This window comes from Lysinibacillus sp. PWR01 (assembly GCF_043359455.1).
Lineage (GTDB): Bacteria > Bacillota > Bacilli > Bacillales_A > Planococcaceae > Lysinibacillus > Lysinibacillus fusiformis_F.
Genome location: NZ_JBHERJ010000087.1, coordinates 38,650 through 61,738 on the forward strand (window position 1 = coordinate 38,650; position 23,089 = coordinate 61,738).

26 protein-coding genes are annotated in these 23,089 nt (G+C 36.3%); 9 read left to right on the forward strand and 17 right to left on the reverse strand.

From position 1 onward, the window contains the following. Positions 1–135: 135 nt before the first annotated feature. The 8 genes from ACEVFT_RS19450 to ACEVFT_RS19485 all read right to left on the reverse strand — a co-directional run bounded on the left by ACEVFT_RS19450 (position 136) and on the right by ACEVFT_RS19485 (position 6,949). Positions 136–303, reverse strand: coding sequence for a hypothetical protein (locus ACEVFT_RS19450; RefSeq protein ID WP_342442533.1), 168 nt, complete (start codon positions 301–303; stop codon positions 136–138). An 86-nt stretch (positions 304–389) separates the two neighbouring features. Further along, entirely contained in the window at positions 390–1,142 is a 753-nt protein-coding gene (locus ACEVFT_RS19455; protein ID WP_342442532.1) for an iron ABC transporter ATP-binding protein, read from the reverse strand. Beyond that, positions 1,139–2,203 (reverse strand): iron chelate uptake ABC transporter family permease subunit, encoded by a 1,065-nt coding sequence (locus ACEVFT_RS19460; protein ID WP_342442531.1) that lies wholly within the window; start codon positions 2,201–2,203, stop codon positions 1,139–1,141. Before ACEVFT_RS19460 ends, ACEVFT_RS19455 begins: the two co-directional genes overlap by 4 nt. Continuing rightward, on the reverse strand, positions 2,200–3,216 hold the full coding sequence (locus ACEVFT_RS19465; protein ID WP_393951045.1) for an ABC transporter permease: 1,017 nt from the start codon (positions 3,214–3,216) through the stop codon (positions 2,200–2,202). The genes ACEVFT_RS19460 and ACEVFT_RS19465 overlap by 4 nt, the downstream gene beginning before the upstream one ends. Positions 3,217–3,235: 19 nt before the next feature. After that, a complete protein-coding gene (locus tag ACEVFT_RS19470; RefSeq protein ID WP_342533976.1) occupies positions 3,236–4,264 on the reverse strand; it encodes a siderophore ABC transporter substrate-binding protein in 1,029 nt (342 codons plus the stop codon). Positions 4,265–4,640: 376 nt separating this feature from the next. Then, positions 4,641–5,318, reverse strand: coding sequence for a response regulator transcription factor (locus ACEVFT_RS19475; RefSeq protein WP_342533975.1), 678 nt, complete (start codon positions 5,316–5,318; stop codon positions 4,641–4,643). A gap of 589 nt (positions 5,319–5,907) precedes the next feature. Further along, positions 5,908–6,396, reverse strand: coding sequence for a hypothetical protein (locus ACEVFT_RS19480; protein WP_393951048.1), 489 nt, complete (start codon positions 6,394–6,396; stop codon positions 5,908–5,910). 22 nt (positions 6,397–6,418) lie between these two features. After that, positions 6,419–6,949, reverse strand: a complete 531-nt coding sequence (locus tag ACEVFT_RS19485) for a hypothetical protein (RefSeq protein WP_205441441.1) — start codon at positions 6,947–6,949, stop codon at positions 6,419–6,421. 863 nt (positions 6,950–7,812) lie between these two features. Here ACEVFT_RS19485 and ACEVFT_RS19490 point away from each other — a divergent pair. Then, on the forward strand, positions 7,813–7,989 hold the full coding sequence (locus ACEVFT_RS19490; RefSeq protein ID WP_342442519.1) for a hypothetical protein: 177 nt from the start codon (positions 7,813–7,815) through the stop codon (positions 7,987–7,989). A gap of 16 nt (positions 7,990–8,005) precedes the next feature. Here the strand turns inward: ACEVFT_RS19490 and ACEVFT_RS19495 are convergent, their stop codons facing one another. Both ACEVFT_RS19495 and ACEVFT_RS19500 read right to left on the reverse strand, forming a co-directional pair. Next, positions 8,006–8,626, reverse strand: coding sequence for a thermonuclease family protein (locus tag ACEVFT_RS19495; RefSeq protein ID WP_393951046.1), 621 nt, complete (start codon positions 8,624–8,626; stop codon positions 8,006–8,008). 133 nt (positions 8,627–8,759) lie between these two features. Continuing rightward, positions 8,760–10,499: an ABC transporter ATP-binding protein gene (locus ACEVFT_RS19500; RefSeq protein ID WP_205441435.1), complete on the reverse strand. Its 1,740-nt coding sequence runs from the start codon at positions 10,497–10,499 to the stop codon at positions 8,760–8,762. A gap of 121 nt (positions 10,500–10,620) precedes the next feature. Between ACEVFT_RS19500 and ACEVFT_RS19505 the strand changes: the two genes are divergently transcribed. The 3 genes from ACEVFT_RS19505 to ACEVFT_RS19515 are packed head-to-tail and all read left to right on the forward strand — an operon-like array spanning position 10,621 to position 15,385. Continuing rightward, a complete protein-coding gene (locus ACEVFT_RS19505) occupies positions 10,621–12,051 on the forward strand; it encodes an ABC transporter permease (protein WP_205441433.1) in 1,431 nt (476 codons plus the stop codon). Between the two features lie 13 nt (positions 12,052–12,064). Further along, complete coding sequence (locus ACEVFT_RS19510; protein ID WP_205441431.1) at positions 12,065–13,561, forward strand: ABC transporter permease; 1,497 nt, start codon at positions 12,065–12,067, stop codon at positions 13,559–13,561. Positions 13,562–13,573: 12 nt separating this feature from the next. Beyond that, on the forward strand, positions 13,574–15,385 hold the full coding sequence (locus ACEVFT_RS19515) for an ABC transporter substrate-binding protein (protein ID WP_342442515.1): 1,812 nt from the start codon (positions 13,574–13,576) through the stop codon (positions 15,383–15,385). 632 nt (positions 15,386–16,017) lie between these two features. Here the strand turns inward: ACEVFT_RS19515 and ACEVFT_RS19520 are convergent. Continuing rightward, entirely contained in the window at positions 16,018–16,599 is a 582-nt protein-coding gene (locus ACEVFT_RS19520; RefSeq protein WP_054549790.1) for a phosphatidylglycerophosphatase A family protein, read from the reverse strand. A gap of 113 nt (positions 16,600–16,712) precedes the next feature. Between ACEVFT_RS19520 and ACEVFT_RS19525 the strand changes: the two genes are divergently transcribed. From ACEVFT_RS19525 to ACEVFT_RS19535, 3 genes are all read left to right on the forward strand, one after another. After that, on the forward strand, positions 16,713–17,432 hold the full coding sequence (locus ACEVFT_RS19525; protein ID WP_205441427.1) for an alpha/beta hydrolase: 720 nt from the start codon (positions 16,713–16,715) through the stop codon (positions 17,430–17,432). Positions 17,433–17,515: 83 nt separating this feature from the next. Continuing rightward, positions 17,516–18,031 carry a YjcG family protein gene (locus ACEVFT_RS19530; RefSeq protein WP_205441425.1) on the forward strand — a complete coding sequence of 172 codons (516 nt, stop codon included), beginning with the start codon at positions 17,516–17,518 and terminating at the stop codon, positions 18,029–18,031. Between the two features lie 3 nt (positions 18,032–18,034). Continuing rightward, the gene (locus ACEVFT_RS19535; protein ID WP_205441423.1) at positions 18,035–18,463 is read left to right on the forward strand and encodes a GNAT family N-acetyltransferase; all 429 of its coding nucleotides are present in this window, start codon (positions 18,035–18,037) and stop codon (positions 18,461–18,463) included. A gap of 120 nt (positions 18,464–18,583) precedes the next feature. Here ACEVFT_RS19535 and ACEVFT_RS19540 read toward each other — a convergent pair whose 3' ends face one another. The 6 genes from ACEVFT_RS19540 to ACEVFT_RS19565 form a co-directional block, all read right to left on the reverse strand. Beyond that, complete coding sequence (locus tag ACEVFT_RS19540; protein ID WP_141904781.1) at positions 18,584–18,832, reverse strand: stage VI sporulation protein F; 249 nt, start codon at positions 18,830–18,832, stop codon at positions 18,584–18,586. 130 nt (positions 18,833–18,962) lie between these two features. Then, positions 18,963–19,136, reverse strand: coding sequence for a YjcZ family sporulation protein (locus tag ACEVFT_RS19545; protein ID WP_205441421.1), 174 nt, complete (start codon positions 19,134–19,136; stop codon positions 18,963–18,965). A gap of 65 nt (positions 19,137–19,201) precedes the next feature. Next, positions 19,202–19,561, reverse strand: coding sequence for a stage V sporulation protein AE (gene spoVAE / locus ACEVFT_RS19550; protein ID WP_205447265.1), 360 nt, complete (start codon positions 19,559–19,561; stop codon positions 19,202–19,204). Positions 19,562–19,577: 16 nt separating this feature from the next. Beyond that, positions 19,578–20,573, reverse strand: coding sequence for a stage V sporulation protein AD (locus ACEVFT_RS19555; protein ID WP_342533971.1), 996 nt, complete (start codon positions 20,571–20,573; stop codon positions 19,578–19,580). Further along, on the reverse strand, positions 20,567–21,022 hold the full coding sequence (spoVAC, locus tag ACEVFT_RS19560; RefSeq protein WP_205441410.1) for a stage V sporulation protein AC: 456 nt from the start codon (positions 21,020–21,022) through the stop codon (positions 20,567–20,569). Before spoVAC ends, ACEVFT_RS19555 begins: the two co-directional genes overlap by 7 nt. After that, on the reverse strand, positions 21,023–21,427 hold the full coding sequence (locus ACEVFT_RS19565; protein WP_342442512.1) for a YhcN/YlaJ family sporulation lipoprotein: 405 nt from the start codon (positions 21,425–21,427) through the stop codon (positions 21,023–21,025). It lies immediately after the preceding gene. Positions 21,428–21,560: 133 nt separating this feature from the next. On the opposite strand from ACEVFT_RS19565, the gene ACEVFT_RS19570 reads away from it, so the two are divergent. Further along, on the forward strand, positions 21,561–22,085 hold the full coding sequence (locus tag ACEVFT_RS19570; protein WP_004230953.1) for a CotY/CotZ family spore coat protein: 525 nt from the start codon (positions 21,561–21,563) through the stop codon (positions 22,083–22,085). Between the two features lie 466 nt (positions 22,086–22,551). Beyond that, positions 22,552–23,058 (forward strand): helix-turn-helix domain-containing protein, encoded by a 507-nt coding sequence (locus ACEVFT_RS19575; protein WP_393951047.1) that lies wholly within the window; start codon positions 22,552–22,554, stop codon positions 23,056–23,058. Positions 23,059–23,089: the final 31 nt, after the last annotated feature.

The window sequence follows — 23,089 nt, forward strand, 5'->3', positions numbered from 1 at the left end:
TGGAGAAAAGTAGCTAAAGTTCATCCTCTCTACACTGTATTGTAGTCGAGGAATATTCTTTATATGATAATGATAATCATTATCAATTATTTTGTCAACATATAAATAGACTTTTTTTTCGTAGCAGTCCCCCACTTAACTTAAGACGCCTTCGCTGTATGATAAAGAGGTTGAAATCCCTTTTTCATTTGTAAAGCCAATCTCGCAGTCTAAAAGACTACCAAACATTATGGCAATGGCATTTGAAAAAGCCGCCGCCTGTAAAATACAAACAGCAACTTCAACTATAGTAGCTGTTATCATCTGTGCAAGCTACAATAAATAATTTAATTGTCTATTAATTTTTATGACAGCTTTTTTTCGGAATGCTTTTTTCAAAAAAATTTAAGCTAATAAACAGCGATTGGCCCATAAGGTCCTTCGATAATTTCTATTTTTGTTTCAAAAATATCCGTCAAAATTTTCGAGTCCATAACTTCTTCTACTGTTCCGAAAGCGGCAATTTGTCCATCTTTCATAGCACAAATTCTATCAGAATACTTGGCTGCAAAATTTATATCATGCATAACAGTCAGAATGGTTCTTCCAAATTCATTAGCCGCACGTCTCAAATGCTCCATCATTTGAACAGAACGAGCAACATCAAGGTTGTTCAAAGGCTCGTCTAAAAGTACATATTCAGTTTCTTGGCATAAAACCATCGCTACATATGCCCTTTGTCTTTGGCCACCAGAAAGCTCATCTAAATATCGATTTTCTAAATCCGTTAAATCTAAGAAATCGATATATTTAGAAATAATCATCTCATCCTCTTTAGTTAATCTTCCCTTTGAATAAGGAAAGCGTCCAAATCCAACTAGTTGTCTAATCGTAAGCCTAGTGACAAAATGATTTTCTTGTCGCAATATAGTTAAAATTTTTGCTAAGTCTTTTGATTTAGATTCAGAAATATTCATATTTGCTACCTGAATTTGACCTTCTTCCATATCCAAGAGTCTTCCAATCATCAAAAGTGTCGTAGACTTTCCGGCACCATTTGGTCCAATTAATGAAGTAAAACCAGCTTTTGGTATTTCAATATCCAAAGGTCCAATTTTCACCTTATCAGTATAGAACTTTTTAACATTATCAATTTTTATCATAAAGCCCTCTTCCTTAAAATCACAGTTAAAAATATGATTCCACCAAATAATTCAATAATAACTGAAACTACACCTTGAGCATGGAATACATGATACATCAAAAAGTATGCACTCGTTATGATCAAAAAGCCTATAGCAAGAGCCATTGGAAAAATATATCGATGATCATAAGTCGATGCTGCCTGATAGCTTAGAGTGGCTACTAAAAAGCCATAGAAAGTAAGTGGTCCAATCAAAGCCGTTGAAATGGACATTAAAATGGCAACTAATACAAGTGTATAAATGACACTAGGTTGATATTTAACTCCAAAAGTAGTAGCAACATCCTTGCCTAATGATAATATATTCAAATTCTTAGAATGAGCAAGAAGTAATATCGCTACAATGATTACCATAGGAATGACGATAGGAAAATAGGCAGAATCCGCATTATTAACAGAACCAAACAATCTCGCCTGTAAAATATCAAACTCTGAAGGCGCAAGTAGTCTTCTCATGAAAGTTGACACAGAATTTAGCCCAGTCCCTATAATAATGCCAACTAAAAGCATCAATTGTAAATTTCCATATTTACCGGAAAGCAACCATCCATACAAAATCAAACTCATCAAGACCATAACAACAACCTGAAATAAAAATGATCCAATACCACTAAAATTTATTAATGCACTAGCACCAAAGAAAAAGATTGTACTAGTATGAATTGTTGAATAAAGTGATTCGAAGCCTAACAGCGAAGGCGTTATAATCCTATTATTTGTAATCGATTGAAAAGCAACAGTCGACAGGCTCTGACAAACTGCAGCAATAATCATGGCGACAAGGGCTACTATTCGTCTCATTACAACAGGAATAAATGAAGGCGAATCTATTGGAACCGGATTGTTATACACTAAAAGTCCATATGAAGAAAGGATGCCTAAAGCAATCAATGTGATCAGTATAATCCAATAGCGTCTTTCCTCCTTCTTAGTACGAAAAGCCCTAGCTGATCTATTTTCATTCTGAAGGCTAGCATCGATTTCGACATTATCTTTATTTCTATATTCGAATGTGGTCATCGTAGCCTCCTTGGTTTTCTTTGTCTCAATAAAATAGTAATAAACACAACTGCCCCCACTGTTCCAAGTATTAAAGAAACAGGTACTTCAAAAGGCATGATAATTGTTCGAGAAATGATGTCACAGGCAGTTATAGTTCCCATTCCAATCAAACATACCCAAGGTAAATTACTTCTAAGATCATCGCCTCTAAACATTGAAACAATGTTCGGAACAATTAACCCCAAGAAAGGTAAGTTTCCAATAACAGCTGCAACAATTCCAACAGCAAAAGAAATAAGGGCTGTCCCCAAAAGAACAATCCTATTGTAATTAACGCCAAGGCTTGTTGCGACATCTTCACCTAGTCCAGCTAAGGTTAATCTATTTGCATAAATAAAAATAAGCAAAGTAACGATCACAATTAGCCATAAATATTCATATCTTCCCACCTGAACGGCCGCAAAAGAACCTACAAACCAAGTTTCAATGCTCTGCGTCATTTGAAAAAGAAGTCCCATAAAAGTGGACACTGCAGAAATGACTGCTCCAAGCATTAATCCAATAATTGGAACAATTAAAGACGAACGAAGCTTAACTCTTCTTAAAAATAAAAAGAAAATCATCGTTCCTATAAAAGAAAAAATGATTGCACCAGTCATTCTTTGAACTAAAGTTGGGGAAGGAAATAATAAATAAACTAGGAGCAGTCCTAATCCTGACCATTCAATAGTCCCCGTTGTAGTAGGTTCAACAAAGCGATTCTGTGTAATCAGTTGCATGACGAGTCCCGCCATTGACATTGCAGCTCCTGTAAGCATCAATGCAGCTGTTCTAGGAACACGAGTTATGAAAAACATCTCCATTCCATCCTCTTGTCCACGTATATCATAAACTCCAGTAAACAGTGATATAATGCCTAAAAAAATAACAACTATAATCGCTAATATAAAAGGTTTTGTACATATCTTATTATGGTTATAAAACTGGGGTTGAGAAAAATTCTCAACCCTAGAAATTATATTTTTTGGCACTATTTCATACTCCTTTACACTACTTAGCTAAAGTATTTGCAAGATTTTCAAATAACTCTATATAAGTCTGAATTGATTCATTCGTGTAAGTATCTGCCGGTGCATAAATAATCTGTTCTTTAGAAACAGCCGTTGTTTTTTGGAGAGCAGGTGCGTTAGCAATAACATCCTGGGCAGGCGCTGATGTTGCTGCATCAGATGTTGCTGCATCACGGTCTAATACGAACAACCAATCCGGATTACTTTGTGCAATTGCTTCAACAGAAACTTCATCACCTTTATGATCAGTCGTAGAATCAGCAACTTCTAGTGCTGGAGCCCAACCGAAAATTTCATACATTGGTCCCCACACACGTCCAGAATGTGGAGCTGCAAAACCAATATCCCCACCAGAAACAATAACACTCATCACTTTATCTGTTCCATTATAAGCAGATTTTGCATTTTCGATTACTTTATCAAAATCAGCTACCACTTGTTTCGCTTCTTCATTTTTATCGAAAATTTGTCCTAAAGCAATTGTAGAATTTTTAAGTCCATTTACTAAGTTTTCACCAGGCGTTGCAGTTTCCTCAGAAACATCAACATTAAGATCAATAACAGCTGCATTTGGCACTAATTTTTTGATATCTTCGTAATAGCCAGCAAATCTTTGACCGATGATTACAAGTTCAGGGTTTGCAGCAGCGATAATTTCAAGATTTGGTTCGCGGTGATTTCCAATATTTTGAACTGAATCATCCTTTACATAAGGTGAATCCGCGGGCATTACATCCTTTGGAACAGCTACTAGTTCAATATTCCAATCAGCTAACGTTTCGAAAGTTCTATTATCCAAAGCAACTACATTCTTTGGGTTTACAGGAACAGTAACAGTTCCATGGGCATCAGTGATTTCAACCGTCGTAGGCTTAGCAACCTCTTCACTTCCGTTATCTTTAGGCGTTGACTCTTCGTTCGTTTTATTACTTGAATCTGAACAAGCTACTAGCATCAAAGTCAAAACTGCCAAAATACCAACAAATTTTAAAAACATAGATTTCTTCATACATATACTCCTTATAGTGTAATTTTTTGAAAATGATGAAGTCTATAGATTGAGTTGGATAGTAATTGCTTGCCATCCTAATCGCTATTGATAATCATTTTCATTTGTTCGTCCTGTGGAATAGTATAGTGATTAATTATGTGAAAATCTTGTGAAGGATATAAATTAATAAATAAAGTTACATCAAGCATAAATTGGATACAAAAAAGGAAAATATGTTTCCGCCTCTTCAATACCTTCCAAAAACTGTTTGCTTACTCGATTTAATAGAACAAAAAAAAGAGCAAAACGGTTGAAACTGTTTTACTCGTTTTTTCGATTATGTTTAATATTGCTTACTGTGACAAACTGCATGATACCTATTATCTTCTTGTTACTATTCAATCATTGAATAACCTCTGCCATGGATTGTTTGAATATATCGATCTTTCTTCTCGCATTTTAGCTTTTTTCTTAAATACCCAATATATAAATCCACTACATTTGGATTGACAGCTAAGTCATATCCCCAAACCTGATTCAATAGCACTTCACGGCTCAATATTTTATTTTTATTTTTGATTAAAAATACTAGTAAATCATACTCGCGCTTAGTAAGCGGGAGATTTTCGCCACCTTTTGCCACAATATTGCATGATGCATCAACAAAGAGATCCTTAAACCGATAGAAATCAGTCTCGTTTGTCTGGATAACGTCCCCTCTTCTTAGAATAACTTTTATCCTTGCTACTAATTCTTCTTTTACAAACGGTTTTCTTATATAATCATCTGCTCCTGCTTGCAATCCGGCTATGCAATCCTTGCTAGACACATTATCGGTAACAATAATGATCGGTGTCGTTTTAACAGCCCGTATTTGTCTGCAAATTTCGGGTCCAGATATACTTAACGAATCCCAATCCAATACGATAATATCCCAATCTTGCTCATATACTATATTTAAACCTTTATTTTCATTGTGAAGTGTTAAAATGAAATAGCCTTCTTGCTTTAGCCCGCTTACAATTTTTTTTGCCAAAGACCTTTCATTCTTAATTACCAACACCTGCTTCACTTATGATTCACCTCTACTTCATTACATAAATAATCTATTACAAAAAAATATTGGATTTATCAATCTTAAATTTCTCAAAAACTATTATAACAACTTATCTAAATAAATTTTTAAAAATTTACAATAAATATGTAAAATACTAAACTTTGTAATTAAATTGATACTTATGAAAATTTAAGAAAAATCGATGTTACCTCAACAAGTAATGGCCTTGAACAAGCAAAGAATATATGAAGAATCACTTTAATGGGAGAATTTACAAAAATACCTTAGCTTAGATAGAAAAATTGACTCCACATTCGTATTGTAGAAGGTTTAAGAAAGTATGGGTTTCTCCTACAGCGTACATAAACGAAATTCGTATACATTATGCATAGGAAATACTTTGTGCTAAACTAACCATTAAAGGTGGGGTTACTTTTAAATAAGGGATGATAGAGAAATTTACTTTAGTAGAAGTATTAACATCAAATAGAGAAAACTTATAATTATTGCAAACACATTAAGTTTTAAATTAAAAAACCCGCCGTTTTGAAAATAGCCTAATCAAAATGAGTGGGTTTTTAATATAAATATATTCTAATATAAATCACTTTAAATATCTTGCTTCAAACATATATTGATCATATAATTTACCACTTTCAAACTGGATTATTGCATCAAGAACGGACTCTAACATTCCAATTTTCCAGATAGTCTCTATTACTGGAACTGTTCCTACTGTTTCAATAGTTCGTTTATATTTTTCTAACTCTAAACTTCTTTCAATCAGTTCTTTAAACGCCTTAAGGGTATTCCCTTCATGCTCAAATGGTCGCTGTAAATTAATATCATTTAATTCGTCTTTATACTTTTTAGTTGTTTGATTTCTCATTTTTTTAGCTTTATCTGCTTGAATTTGCATTGGTCCGTAACGAAATCTTGAGCGCCATGCTACAAAAGTTTTTACTGGAACACCTAGTAACTTAGCACCATCCCACTTCTCCAATTCTTTTTCTACACAAACTTCATACATAACATCCTTTAAAGGCTTCCCGAATTTTTCTTCTACAATGATTTTGTAATCCAAATCTATCACTCCTAAACCATTCGTAATTTCATTAAACCTTTTTTGATTCAAAGTACAATTTTAAATTACTTTTTCTTAATTTATTAGCTTCTTTAATTAAGTTGATTTTTTTCTCATGTATTTTTTTTAGTGAACTTATTGCATTTTCTACGATTGCTGGAGCATCATTTCCTAAGTTTGGCAAATTCTTATTTAAATATTCATATATAGCTTTTTTTTCAATATCGGATGGTACGGTTGGCGCTAGAGGCAACTCGAATGGTGATTTTGTATCTACCAATTCTTGAGGCGTATTATATAGAAACTGAAAAGCATTTTGTAGCATCCTTCGTTGCCTTTCATCAGTCACCTCATAGACCCCTTTTGAATCAAGAGTAATTCGATCAAATTCAACCATTACTAGTTTGTCTGGTTTTCTATTTTTTGTTCTGTAATACAACATAACCTTTAAGACGTCCTGTTCTGAAAGCTCCTTTATTTCTTTGAATCTCCCATTTTTAGGGTTAGGAACCTTATAAATTTTATTCTCTTTTGAAATATACAACCATTTTATACCACCCATAATCAATCCCCCTAAAAATAATAGAACATTCGTTCCTTTTTAGAATTATAACGAACAGATGTTACACGTTCAATTTATAAATAACTTATTTGACTTTATCTTTACAAAACTTTCAAATAGAAGAAACTCTACTAATTGACATGCAATTTAGTTAAAAAACTAAAATTGGACATTCGTATAATCAATGCTTTGGAAAAAAATCCACGAGGATTAATACCTCATGGATTTCGTTTTAAGTAAAATAATATTTCTTGCTTCAAGTGTTACTTCTGCATATCTTTAGGTTAAGCAACCTTAATAGATCGTAAAGTTAAAACGATTACGATATCATGTAAATCAAAAATAAATTCATCTCCTTCTATATGTTATTGATAATCATTTTCATTTGAATGTTCTATGGAGAAGTATAACTTTATTTTATGTGAAAATCCTGTGAAGGGTAAACTTGTTACATTACTAAAGAAGCTAGGAAAAACCGATGTATTTTGAAGGATCATTAAGGAATGAAAGAATAATTAATAAAGCTATTTGTGTGGGGAGACTACGAATAACTGAAATCCAAACATCTTATTATGCTAAAAATAAGTTTGGTATTGCTAAAGAGGAGTAGGTTGAACTATTTCTAGTTCATATTAACATTTCCAAATCAAAGGTTATTTTTAAAATAATTGATTCTTCATCGTAACTCTTGGCTGATTTTATAGTAATTCAATGATCAACTATTTTTGTGACATTTAGTGTAGCTCTCTTTCTGTACTTGGTCAATAGCTATATACTTACTGCTTCAACCCCATCTTGACATCAACTTTAATACTGTACAAAAGTTGAAACGCCACTATCACCAAAATGGGACTTGCCAATCAATGTCGTGTCGAGGAGTCTATTGGAGCTATGCTCACTTTGGACATTTTAAAGAAGAAGTAAACATCAAAGAATACGAAAAGTTAGAAGAGGTAAAACAAGAAATAAAGGAATTTAAAAAGCTGCTACCTGTAAGATACAGACAGCAGCTTCCTAGCCTTTTTGAAATTGTCTTTTAACAAGCGGCTTTTTAGATTATTGAACTACTTCCGGATGGAATCCATCTTTTTGGAAGTAATCATCATGTGACCAAATATTTAATTTTGCATCCTGTGCTTTTTGCTGAATAGCTCTAAAGGCATCTTCAAATGTGTTGTTTGGCTTATGAATATAACGTACAACTGCTAGACCTTCCTTTAATAAAGATTCCTGCAATAACACATCATCTACAAAAACATAAGCTAATAAGCGATCATAATTGTCTGTTTCTGGTCCAACATCATAGACCGCTTCAATTTTTTGAGCCTTTTCCAATAAATTGATCGTGTACTCTTTTGCTTGTTCAGCATATGGCTGGGCGCCACCTTTGTTGTAATTCATTTCAGGTGTATCCACCATTAACAGACGAATTTTTCGTTTCTCATTATTAATTGTCGCCTGAATCGTATCCCCATCATATGCTTTAATATAGTCTATCTCAAAGCGTTTATTTCCTGTTTTTTCTTCCACTTGTTCAATGGATATAGTACCTTGCTGATCTGTAACTGATTTTGTATCTTGATCTTCTGCAGGAGATCTGCCAAATATCATATACAATGCTACAGCCAGAATAATCGTACCACTTGTTATTAATGTTTTTATATCTTGCATTTTCATGTAGTAGGCCCCTCACAACTCATCATCTTTTCTTATACCTACGACTCGTATAAGTTGTGTAACTCATCATCAGGAAGACAAAAAGTTTCACGATGTTTCTATTGTAAAATATCAAGCTACTACATTCAAGCTATCACATTGTCACAGCTACCCAATGATTAGGAGAAACCTCTACTAGCTGACTATTTTCTACCTCATAACGTACTTTTACATCTTCTGCATGTTCAGCATCGCTATATTTCTGCTTCTCTATTGCAGGATCTGGAATAGGAATGGAGCGTAATAATGCACGTGTATAAGGATGCTGTGGATTAGCATATAGCTCTTCACTTTCTGCCAATTCAACAATTTTCCCACCATACATGACCGCAACACGATCACTGATATGCTTCACCATGGATAGATCATGGGCAATAAATAAATAAGTCAAACCAAGTTTTTGCTGTAATTCCTTTAATAAATCAACAATCTGCTTTTGAATAGAAACATCCAGTGCTGATAAGGGTTCATCACAAACAATAAAGTTTGGCTCGACTGCTAATGCTCTAGCAATCCCAATTCGCTGACGTTGACCACCTGAAAATTCATGAGGATAACGCATCGCATGTTCTTTCTTCAAACCGACAAGTTCAAGCAATTCCTCTACTCGTTGTCGTCTCTCTTCATGTGTCTTCACCAGACCATGAATATCAAGAGCCTCTCCAATAATATCTAAGATTTTTTTGCGAGGATTTAACGATGAATAAGGGTCTTGGAAAATAATTTGCATATGACGACGCATTGCCTTTAGCTGTTTTTTCGTTAGTCTTGTTACAGGTATTCCTTGATATAGAACCTCGCCATTTGTAGGCTGATGAAGCTGGAGAATCGTCCGACCTGTAGTCGATTTACCTGAACCAGATTCACCAACCAAGCCTAATGTTTCACCAGGATATATATAAAATGATAAATCATTCACAGCTTTCAGCGTTTGACCACGGCCTAATGGAAATTCTTTCGACAGATGAGTTACTTCGATTAAAGGCTTATGTCGATCGATACCTGGCTGAATAGTAGCAATCTCTTTTGGTTGCTTTTTCTCATGCAGCTTTGGTAACGCATTCAATAATTTCTGGGTGTACGGATGCTGGGCATTTGCAAAAATTTCTTCCGTTGTGCCCTGTTCAACTATTTCTCCTTCTTTCATCACAATGATGCGATCACACATACCTGCAACAACGCCTAAATCATGTGTAATTAAAATAATAGACGTCCCCATTTTCTTTTGCATGTCGCGCATCAATTTTAGAATTTGAGCTTGAATAGTAACATCCAGTGCTGTTGTTGGCTCATCCGCAATAAGCAGTGATGGATTACAAGCAAGTGCCATAGCGATCATCACACGTTGACGCATACCACCTGAAAATTCATGGGGATATTGTCGATACCGTTCTTCTGCATCTCCAATACCAACCAGTTTTAATAACTCTATTGTTTGTTGATAGGCTTCGGTTTTTGACATTGACTGATGCTTGATTAAACTTTCAGCCACTTGATCTCCTATTCGAATAGTAGGGTTTGTGGATGTCATTGGATCTTGAAAAATCATACTAATATCTTGTCCACGAATCCCTTCCATTTGTTTTTCACTAAATTCAGTGAGTTCTTGCCCTTTAAACACAATAGTACCAGATTTCAGAAATGAAGGTGGAGATGGCAATAAACGCATAATGGAACGAGCCGTTACACTTTTCCCGCTACCAGACTCTCCTACAATTCCGAGTGTTTCACCTTTATTTAGATGGAAGCTAACGTCCTTAACAGCTTCGAATTCTGTCTCCCCTGTGATAAAGGACACGCGAAGATTATTGATTTCTAAAAGCTTTTCATTCATTCGACCCATCCTTTTTAAAATTTGTGATTGACTTACTTACAAGTATAATCCATACTTTACAATACTGATAGGAATTATACAATATAATGCTGAATATTTTATTTACGTTTGGAGGAAATGCATGGTTACTTCAAAAAATCATTTAAAACCTGAGAAATTTATTTTCTTTTCTACGGTTTATCAAAAACTAATGCATCAAAAGCCTTATCATCTCATTCTTTTTCTTTTAAGTATTTTAGTTCACCCTTTTACATACTTTATCTATCGGAAAAGAAAACATTCTAACACTTATGATCAGGCTTTTGCATTGCGTAGTCAATACTATCTAGAGCATGGGCTGGTTGCTCGCTGGCAAAAAGAATTTGAGCAACAAGAAATAGCAAAAGCTACATTTTTTAAAGATGCTGTATTGGAGTCACAAATTCAGGCAACAGCCAAGCAATTAGCTCAAAGAAAACTACAACAGCTAGTGGATCAAGATTTACAAAAAGAGGGCATACAACAACTATCCTATGACCAATTTTTTAATCAGCAACTAACAAACAAACGTTTTGTAGCCCTTACCTTTCTACCAGCTGTTTTATTTTATGTAGTACTGATCTTATTTGCGAATCCATTTCTGCAATTTATCATTGAACGTATTTTACAAAGCTTCATTGTGATTGTTGGTGTGGCTACATTAGTGTTTACCATTTTATATTTATCACCATTTGATCCAGCAAGAAACTTACTTGGAGTTGAAGCAACACCTGAGCAAATAGCAAACTTTAATCGCATTCACGGTTTGGATCAACCTTATTTATCACAGCTATGGAACGCATTATCTGGCCTATTTACTTTTGATTTAGGCACATCCTTTGCAGGTAAAGAAGATATAACACACAGCATTGCTACAAAATTCCCTGTCACACTTGAAATAGCCGTGTTGTCATTGTTAATGGCTATCGCCATAGCTATTCCAGTCGGTATTATTTCAGCTGTTCGTCCAAATTCATATTTGGATTATACATTTATGTTCATTGCTTTAATCGGCTTATCCATTCCAAGCTTTTGGCAAGGTTTAATTTTTATTTTGACATTTGCTCTAAAGCTACAATGGTTTCCAGCCACCTATAACCCTCATAATTGGTTATCGCTCATCATGCCCATTATCGTCTTGGGAACATCCATTACAGCATCCATTGCTAGGATGACAAGGTCGAGTATGCTTGAGGTGATTCATGAGGACTACATTATTACAGCAAAAGCAAAGGGCTTAAATGAATTCAAAGTCATTTCAAAACATGCCATTCGCAATGCCATGATTCCGATTATTACGGTGATTGGACTTCTTTTTGGGGGTATGTTGGGAGGCGCATCTGTAACAGAAAAGGTATTCAACATTAGTGGGATTGGCAGCTATATCGTCGATAAGCAATTTATCCCTGATATTCCAGCCATTCTTGGCGGCGTTGTTTATATCGCCATCACCATCTCGATTGTCAATTTATTCATTGATATCATGTATGCCTTTTTTGATCCACGCATTCGCTCTAAAATGAAGAAGTCTTAAAGGAGGATCACCTGTGAAAAACATCTTACATGTCAAACTACTTTTGAAGATTACACAGGAATATGTCAATTCTCATTTTACTTTTGTCTTTTCCTTACTGTTTTCTTTACTATTTCTAGCCTATAGCTATAATTTTTCCAGCAATAGCTGGCGACCTGTGGTTCTGCTCTTTTTTGTTATTTATGCCTTTACCACGGCATATGTTGCCTTCGTCAATTTACGAATTAAAAAGGATTTAGCAAAGCATGGTGACATTCAAAAAAGCACTCGAATGTTTGGCTATCCCCTTTTAGTAACGATACTGTCAGGCAATATTTTTTCGACATCCTTTGCATTTATGCTTGTGTCAAAAAGTAAGACTGCAGAATATACTTTTGCTGCCTATGCCTTTATCACACAACTATTCATCTTAGGTATTGCAGCGTTGAATTTATTTAAGCCATATGTGACAGATACCTTTTTACTGGCAATGGGCGTTTTTTTGGTACTCTCGCTTCTTTATATCGTGATGGCCGTTTTATGTACAAAATATGTCACAGCAACTGAGGCACCAAAATGGATGCTCATTCCAGGTATTGTCCTCCTATTGGCCACTTTCACTGGTAATCTATTTGCGACTTTACTAGGATATAGCCTTATTCAAAAGGCTCGAAAGGCTAATCCATCTTCTATTGAGAAGTGGCAAAAAATATGGGAAAAGATTTTACGCAATACGATGGCTGTGTTCGGCTTATTCTTTATTATTTTCATGTTTTCGTTGTCCGTTACAAGCTCTTGGACTTTTGACTATGACTTCGCTACGGAAAATAACTATGGAGCATTGCTACAAACACCGACATTAGAATATCCACTAGGTACAGATAATTATGGCCGAGATTTATTTTCTCGTATTGTATTTGGAGCACAAATATCGTTAATCGTCGGATTTTTCTCAACGATTATCCCCGCAGTTATTGGTGGAGCATTAGGAGCATTTTCAGGCTATTACGGTAAATCCACTGACAATATCATCATGCGGAGTCTCGATATTTTATATGCCATTCCTGGGATATTGTTAGCTATTGCTATTATCGCCGCTTTTGGTGCTAATACGGTGAATCTGATTATTGCACTTAGTGTTGGGGCAATTCCAACCTATGCTCGTACAATGCGGGCGAATGTTATGCAGCTTGCCAATTATGAATTTGTAGAATCGGCTAGAGCTTTAGGTGCATCTGATGCTGCTATTATTTTCAAGCACATTGTTCCCAATTCTTTAGCACCAATGATTGTGAAAGCAACATTAACGATTGGCGGAGCTGTTATTTCAACAAGTAGTTTAAGTTTTTTAGGGCTAGGTATTGAGCCGCATATTCCCGAATGGGGCAATATTTTAAAAGTTGGTAGTACGTACCTGGAGACACATTCATATGTCGCTATTTTCCCAGGTCTTTGTATTATGCTTCTTGTCCTCTCCTTTAACTTCTTAGGAGACGGTTTACGAGATGCTTTAGATCCAAAAACAAATTAATCGGAGGTAACTATGAAGAAATTACTTGTATTTTTATTCGTTGCAGTACTAGCTTTGGCTGGCTGTGTACAAACAAAAACTGACGTAGAAGGCAGTAAAGATTCAAAAGATAGTGACAAGAGCAATGGCAAGATTGCCATTGAAGTATTAGGAATGGCAGCTTCTGAAGAAGATATGAATATTGTACGTGACCAATTAGTAAAAAATGGTTTTGATGTAAAGCTAAATATTCAACCAGATTACGGTTCTTTCTCTGCTCAAAAAGAAGCAGGTAACTATGACCTTGCTCTTTCAAGCTGGACGACAGTTACAGGGAACCCTGACTATGCTGTTCGTGGTTTATTTAAAACTGGCGGTGACTACAGTGTGGTGGCAGATTCAAAATTAGATGCATTAATTGATGAAGCGAGCACATTGACTGGTGAAGAAGCAGCAGCCAAATATAAAGATTTAGAACAATTATTAGTATTTGATCAGGCTTATATTGCGCCTTTATATATTTCCAATAAGTATCAAGGGATCTACTCTGAACTAGTAAACCCTAAAACAGTTCTTTTACCAAAATCTCGTGCACAAGTTTGGGAAAAAATCGAATTTAATGATACATCTAAAAATGCAACAGAACCTTTAATTTTACACCAAACAATCAATTCTCTTACTTCACTTGACCCGATTAAAGGGAATGATGGTTCAATCAACACATTAAACACAAATATGTATGTTCGTCTTGTTAACTTAACAGACACAGATGAAGTTGTTTCAGATGGTTCATTATCTTATAACCATGTAATGGCTGAAGGTAATCAAGAATATTACTTCATTTTACGAGATGATATCCACTTTGCAGCTGTGAAAGATGGTGCTGCTGTTGATACGGGGGAATTAGTGTCAGCTGAAGATGTAGTCTTCTCATTAAATCGTGCAAAAGATGCTAACTCAGTACCAGATCACCGTACTTATAGCATTCATGAAAATATTGAAACAGTGGAAATCGTTTCTGATTTAGCTGAATTAAAAGATAAAAAAGTATCTGGCTCTGAGCAATCCGTTTTAGATGCATTATCTCAAAGCCTACCTGCTTCTGTAGCTCAGTTAGCAAAAGAAAAAGGTACTGTTAATAATGCGGCAGGTGCATACCAAGTTGTTAAAATTACAACACCTACACCTTTCCCACAAGTATTAAATTATTTAGCACACCAATCTGGTGGTATCGTGTCTGAAAAACAAGTAACAAGTATCAATACGTATGATGTGGCTAACTATAACCCTGACAAGGACATTGCCTATGGTGATCAAGCTACTGTAACAGAGGGTTCAGCAACATTCAATAACCAGCTATATGCAAGTGGTCCTTACATTTTAGTGAAGAAAAATGATTATGAAGCACAGTTTGTGAAAAACCCTGCATATCGTGCTGGCAGTGAATACGAGCCAAAAATTGCTAAAATCAATGTCCGTTTTATCTCTGATGTTGATAGTGCCCTATCTGCATTACGTAATGGTGAAATTCATGTTCTTCAAACAGTACCAGAAACGAAACTGGATATTGTAAAATCAGATGCTAAATTAACATTAAATACGGCAGATAGTAATGCTGTTTCCTACCTACAAATGAATACATCTGGCCGTGCAGTTTCTGATTCAGCAGATTTACGTAAGGCAATTCTATACTCTATTAACCAAGACGAATTTATTAGCTATTACCAAGGTAATAAAAAACCAGCTGTATCCACAGTCTCTCCATTAGTTGATACTGGTTTAAAACTTGAAGCAGATAGCGACAAGGTAAAAGAATTTGTAAAAGCATATAACGATAATAAGTAGTACAAATTAGAGCCTTCTCAAAATTTGAGAAGGCTCTCATGTTGTTGCAAAAAGATGATGTTAACGGCAGAAAAAGCAACTTTGCAAGGTGAGGGGTTGATTTCCGTTCCGCCAGCGTCCTTTCCAGGGGGCGTCCGAGGAGCCGCTTCACTCACTTACGTTCGCTCCAGGGTCTCCTCTGTGACGCTAAATCCCCTAGGAGTGACGCTGGCTGCACTCCAATCAACCCTTCTGCAAAATGTCTTTACTTTTTATACTAGCATAGCAATCAAATCGCCCATTATCTGTATTCTTAGAGGGGATAAACTCTTATTTTCAATGTGGAGAAGTCATACGTGACAACCATAAAGAGTCGTGAACACCTTCACTTTATTAGAAAACCTTTGCTAAAAAGGTAACACTTTTGTGGGTTGGAGTGGAAGGCTACTTGACTCCCGTGGGATAGCGAGACAGGCGAGCCCCTGCACGGAGCGGAGGAAGCGATTCGGCGCTCGCCCACAGGAAAGCAAGTAGCCTGCAACGGAAATTTATTTTCACTTTTCACAAAAATTCTATTGATTGTTTTGTTTTTCAACACTATGAGAGCCTTCTCAAAATTTGAGAAGGCTCATTTTTAATAGTAGAAACTCATTTTATATTTCATTATGTGATTTTGGTTTTGGCCCTAGCTCTTCAGGTTCGATATCAGCAAATGTTTCGCCTTCCTCTTCTAAATCACGCATACGATGTGCAATACGTGAAGCCGCCGAAGCTGCTATACTACCAACCAAATCATCTAAGAACGTGTTGACATGATGTCCAGGTTCTGTATCTAGTTTTTTGATAATCCCTATTTTTTGCTTGTCTAAGTGACCAAAAGTGGTAACGGCAATGCTGCCATATGTAAAAACAGATCCTAGTGCGATTGTTTCGTCTACACCAAATAAACCTTCATCTGATTCGATAATTTGCTGTAGTGGTGAAGATAATAATTTCTTCTCTGCTAATTCATCTAATTCAATTCCTACTAATAAAGCATGTTGTACTTCTCGCTTACGTAATACACGTTCAACAGAATGAACACAATGCTCCAGTGTTAAACCTTCATTATAGGTTTTTTGCATTTCGTAAACAATTTGCGCGATATCCTCTATCGCTACACCTCTACGAATTAACGCGGCTTGAGCTGCCTTTGCTACTTCGTCAGAGTGCACACGAATACTTTTATTATGCATAATTAACCCTCATTTCGATTTTTATTGCTAGTATAATGCTAGCCCAACCTATTATACCTTTACTTACGTAATATGGTACAATTTTGTTACAAACATAAGAAGGAGTGTCATCATTGGATAAGGGAACAGTACAGGATTTAACATTTTACAGTGAGTCATTACAGGAGGAATTACAGCTCTATATTTATGTTCCTGCAAATTATTCTCCACTATATAAATACAATATTTTAATCGCATCAGACGGTAAAGACTATTTCCAACTTGGTGGTATTACAAAGCTAGCTGATGAACTGATTGATGACTATGAAATCGAAAATTTAATTATTGCATTTGTTCCTTACAAAGACATAAAAGATCGACGACATAAATATATTCCGAGCGGTGAGCAACATGAATCCTATCTTCGCTTTTTAGCACATGAGCTAGTACCGTATTTAGATCGTGAGTATGCCACTTACCAAATGGGTATGAGTCGTGGAGTGATTGGTGACTCTATGGCTGCTACAGCTTCCTTAATGGCTGCTTTAAAGTACCCAAGCATCTTTGGCAAAGTCATTCTACAATCACCATACGTTGACGCTGATGTGTTAAAGGCTGTTGAAAATTTTAAAGATCCAGGGTCCATTTCTATCTACCATATTGTCGGCAAAGGCGAAGATCAGGTTGTGACAATGGATAAAACCATCAAAGATTTTTTAACACCTAATCGTCAATTGCATGATCTCATGATCAGTAAAGGGTTTACTACATTTTATGACGAGTTCGATGGCAATCATACATGGAAATATTGGAAACCAGATCTTCGACGTGCATTAATCGAAAATTTCAATTAATATTAGGCGATTCAAATTACGAAAACTGAAATTTCTGTTATACTTAATTAGAAAAATTGTTTATATTCGGGAGGTAATGGACTATGAAGTACGGTATTGTGGCATTTCCATCAAAAAAATTGCAAGATTTAGCGAACACTTATCGCAAACGATACGATCCTCATTATGCGAAGATTACACCGCATATGACATTAAAGGACAGCTTCGATGCGTCTGAAGAAGAGATTCAAACCATCGTCAAGCAATTAGATGAACTTGCTGCTAAATATGCACCTTTAAACATTCATGCATCTCGCATAAGTTCGTTTTTCCCTACAACAAATGCGATTTACTTCCGCATTGAACCAACAGAACAATTAGCGGCATTCCAACATGCACTTCAAGACAGCATCCCTAAAGGGGAAATGAAACATGTATTTGTTCCTCATATTACAATCGCTCAAAAAATGTCAGCCTCTGAGCATGACGATATCTTTGGACAATTACGCATGACAGGCGTTGATGAAAAAGATACAATTGATCGCATTCATCTTTTATATCAACTAGAAGATGGTTCATGGACAACATACGAAACATTCCGTTTGTCTGGAGCTGAGTGATTGTTGTATAACGTTAAAATTGTTGAAACAAAGCAAGAACACGATGATGCCTTTGCTATTCGCAAAAAAGTGTTTGTTGAAGAGCAAGGTGTTCCGCTTCATCTAGAATGTGATGCTGAGGATGCAACTGCAACACATTTCATTATGTATGATAACGATGAGCCTGTAGGAGCAGCACGTTTACGCAGTATTGACAACAAAACAGCTAAAATTGAACGTGTTTGTATTTTACAATCTCAACGTGGCAAAAAATTGGGCGCTTTAATCATGAGGGAAATGGAGAAGCATGCCATTTCTATCAATAAAAAAACCTTAAAACTTCATGCACAAAGCTATGCTATTCCCTTCTACGAAAAGCTAGGCTTTACAGTTACCTCACCTGAGTTTATGGATGCAGGTATTCCACACCGTGCTATGGAGAAGAACATTTAATGAAAGGGTGTTACGATATTTACAATGTCGTAACACCCCTTTTTTAAGAGACGAATTCGCTTGCCACCATTTATCTACTCTATCGTAACAAGCAGCATTGCCAAGTAGATATGCCATGCGCTACTTCATCATTCTAGTGATTTTATCTAAATCTAGTGATGCGCCATCTTGAATAATAGATTGTACTAATTTATCTTCTAATTCTTGCGTAATCGATCTGTTAGATATTTTAGCAACACGTCGTACAATTTTTCTTACTTGTTTTTCACTGGTAAAATCCGCATGTTGAATGGCATTGGCTAATGCGAAGATTTCATCCATCGATACACCTGTTTTTTTCTCAATCGAATTAAAAAACGAGCGATGCATGTTTTCCCTCCTATCATTAAAACTCAATATGACCTTGCATCTTGCACGAAACATTTCGCAAATGGTGGAGGCCTTAACTTTATTTAGCATTTCCTAAATAAAAGCTAAAGCCTTTATTATGTTCATCAAATTAGATGTAAGTAGCGCCAACAATAATTAATAGAATGAATAGTACAACAATTAGAACAAATGTAGAACCATAACCATAGTTGTTGTTGCCTCCAGAGTATCCTCCGCAATAGCTATTGTTCCACCCACCAACGTTAGTTCCATACGGTTGTGAGCCCCAGCCTTGGTATCCCATAAAAGCACCCCTCCCTTCTACAACCTATAATATGTTTCGGTCGTAAAAATGGGAGGGGTATTCGTCTAGTCAATATTTCCTTTTGGTCTAAATATTAATGCACCAATAAAGCCAAACACGATAGCAGCACTGATTCCTGAGCTTGTTACTTCGAACATGCCTGTTAATACGCCAACAAGTCCATGCTTCTCTGCCTCTGCTAGGGCACCATGGGTTAATGAATTCCCGAAGGATGTAATGGGTACTGTGGCCCCTGCTCCAGCAAAATTGATTAGTGGCTCATATAAACCCATACCATCTAATATGGCACCGAGGACAACTAACGTACTTAGTGTATGCCCTGGTGTTAGATTGCCAACATCCATTAATAATTGGCCTATGACGCAAATAATGCCTCCAACAATAAATGCAAATACAAATGTCATAACCATGTTTTTTGCCTCATTTCATCGTAATTTCTATCGCATGTGCCGTACATGGAATTGTCTCGCCTTGCTGATAGGAAAGAGGAGATAATAACGCCCCTGTCGCTACTAGCAATACTCGCTTATAGCTCCCTGCACGCATTTGTTGAATAACATAACTAAAAAAAACAGCTGCTGAACAGCCTGCTCCACTTGCACCCGACTGGAATGCTTCATCCTGTCCATAAAATTCGGCACCTGCATCACGCAATAACGTGAGCTCTTCATTTTTCACGCCATTTTCAACAAGCATTCCTTTCAATAGCTTTAACCCAAGCTGTCCCAAATCACCTGTTAAAATTAAATCGTAATGATAAATTTTTTGGTTTCTTTGTTGTAAATGAGATTGAATCGTTTGAAAGGCAGCTGGTGCCATCGCTGCACCCATATGGAAAGGATCATCCATACCATAATCAACGGACTTGCCAATTGTTGCCGCTTCTATTGAAGGATACTCCTCGCGATGCTTCCCAATTAGTGCATATCCAGCAGCGGTTACAGTCCATTGAGCTGTTTGTGGTTTTTGCGCTCCATAATTGATGGGATAACGAAATTGACGTTCAATTGCATTATGTTGACTGGAGGCACCTGCTAATGAAAAATTAGCAGCACCTAACTCTGTTAACAGGCATGCAATAATGACTGAAGATACTGATGTGGCACAAGCCGAAAATAGTCCAATAAAGGGGATTTCTAAATCTCTAGCGGCAAAATTAGTCGGTGTCATTTGATTGACTAAATCCCCACCCATCAAATAGGCGATATCACCTTTTTGTACGCCCATTTTTTTCATAGCAAATTCACAGGCTTCTTCGATCATTTTGCGATGCCCCTGTTCATTTGTTTTCATTTGCCAACGTTCATCATCATAAACAGAGTCAAAATATTGACTAAAAACACTCCGATTCTCTAAAGGACCTGCTACCACTCCACCCGCTAAAAGAGAGGGCTTCGATTGAAATACAATTACCATGAAACCACTCCTATCGTCACTAGGATGTATTTAATAAGCGCTACAAAAAACGCGGACACTACACCAAATAAAACAACCGACCCTGCTAATTTAAATAAATTTCCGCCGACTCCCAATACTAACCCTTCTGAACGATGCTCGATAGCCGCCGAAATAACGGCATTCCCAAAGCCTGTTACTGGTACTGCCGATCCTGCTCCAGCAAATTGACCAATTCTTTTATAAAGACCAAGACCTGTCAAAATCATGGCAAAGAATACCATCGTTGCAACAGTTGGATTTCCTGCTGTTGCCTCCGTAAAATTGAAGAAAATAATATAAAAAAGAGACACAGCTTGACCAATTGCACAAATAAAACCGCCAACGAAAAAGGCTTTTGCTATATTTTTTAAATAAGGGGGCTTGGGTGTAACATTTTGCTCTAACTGTTGATATTGCTCTTTTTCCATTTATGTCTCCTCCTTTGCAAGCTCTATTAGTTCTGTAATTTTATCGCTCAATTTATTATCTTCCACTTGATCCTTTTTTATTTTATTGGCTTCATAAAAAATTTTATAATCAGCGGAGACAAACACATCCTTGTTTGGATATTTCTCTTCAAGTTTTTTTTGCAACTTTTTCTCTAGCTTAGTCTTTTTCCACTTTTTCCATGGTTCAATTTGTACTGCAACAAGCATACTATCGTCATATTGGATAACCGTCGAACGATCAACATAGTCTTCTTCTTTTATAAGGGCTTCGACTTCACTTTCATTTTGCGGCGACCCATAGACAATAAATTTTTCCTTTTCAGCACAACCATTTAACAGCGATAAAACAACTAAGAGCGGTAACGTCATTCCTAGTAGCCTCAAGTTTTACCCTCCTTTTCTTTACAGTTTCTCCACACATAAAAAAACTATTCATTCAAAGATATACACAAAAGCCCGAGTCCAGTTTTCAAAAGTACATATTGTAGAAGTAGTAACAAGGAAAGGGGGTGACAATATGGGTTGTGGTAAGCCAACAAATCCTATTGGACCAATCCATTCAGCAGGCTGCGTTTGTGACGTAGTTCGCGCTATTTTAGATATTCAAAATCAAGCGGTGCGAGATGAGTGTTCTCCATGTACAGCTAACTGTTTCTTAGAGCCACTAGGTGGGATTGTTAGTCCTGCACGCTCTCAAGCAGATACACGTGTATTCATGTTAATTACGAAAGATGGTACTCCTTTCAAAGCATTCTTTAACTCTCCAACAGCAGATCCTTGCATTTGTACATCCGTATTCTTCCGCGTAGAAGATATGTTTGATGAATGCTGTGCTACTTTACGTGTTTTAGAGCCATTATGTACATTTGACTCTAGTGAAAGTACAGTAGACTTACTAAGCAAAGACGGTTGTTGTATAAACATGAAGAAAATCTGTAAAGTAGATGACTGGAGCTCAACTGATAGCTGTATTACTGTAGACTTATCTTGCTTCTGCGCTGTACAATGTATCGCTGATGTTGACTTAGGGATTTGTGACTAATTCTTTCACCTTTGACACACACACATAAAAAAAGTGTACGGCATCCTCTGCTGTACACTTTTTTCTTAGTGTTGAAAAACAAAATTGTCAATTGAAAGGTAGAAATGAATTTCCGTTGCAGGCTACTTGCTTTCCTGTGGGTGAGCGTCGAGCCGCTTCGTGCAGTGGCTCGCCTGTCTCGCTATCCCACGTGAGTCAAGTAGCCTTCCACTCCAACCTACAAAAGTGTTACCTTTTTAGAAAAGTTTTTCAATAAAGTGAAGTTGTTCACTACTCTTTATTAAGAGGTGTTGTCACTCATTAAAAATACAGATAATGTGCTATTTGATCGCTATGCTACTATGAAAAAAAGTAAAGACACTTTGCAGAAGGGTTGATTGGAGTGGAGCCAGCGTCACTCCTAGGGGATTTAGTGAACTGCACCCAAAATATTGGACTTAAAAATCTACTATAGGGGGTGCAGTTAGTGATTTCTGATGAACAAAAATTAGCCGTAGTTCTAGCTTACTTTGAAGAAAAGGAAAGTACGTATCAGATTGCCAATAGATTAAAGAGGGATCGACAGTACATTCGATTATGGATTGAATTATATCGATATCATGGCATCGAAGGAATTATTCGTCCTCAAGGGTTCACGAATTACGAAGATTCTTTTAAAATAAAAGTAATTCAACACCTGATAGAGACGGGCGATTCGCTCCTTCAGACTGCTGCGAAGTTTAATATTCCTTCTCGTGAAACCATTCGGAGATGGAAAAAACAATGGATGTCCAAGGCTGGAGAGGTGCTCTATCAAATAGAAAAGGAGCGCCAATCAATGCCAAAAAAACAACCACCTTCGTCCGATTTAAATGAAAAAACAACGGAAGAGTTAAAAGCGGAAATTGAGTATTTACGGATGGAAAATGCTTATTTAAAAAAGTTGAAAGCCTTAGTTCAAGAAAAGGATGCCTTCACATCCAAGAAAAAGTAAGAGCTGTTTATGAGCTAAGGTTGGATTTTCC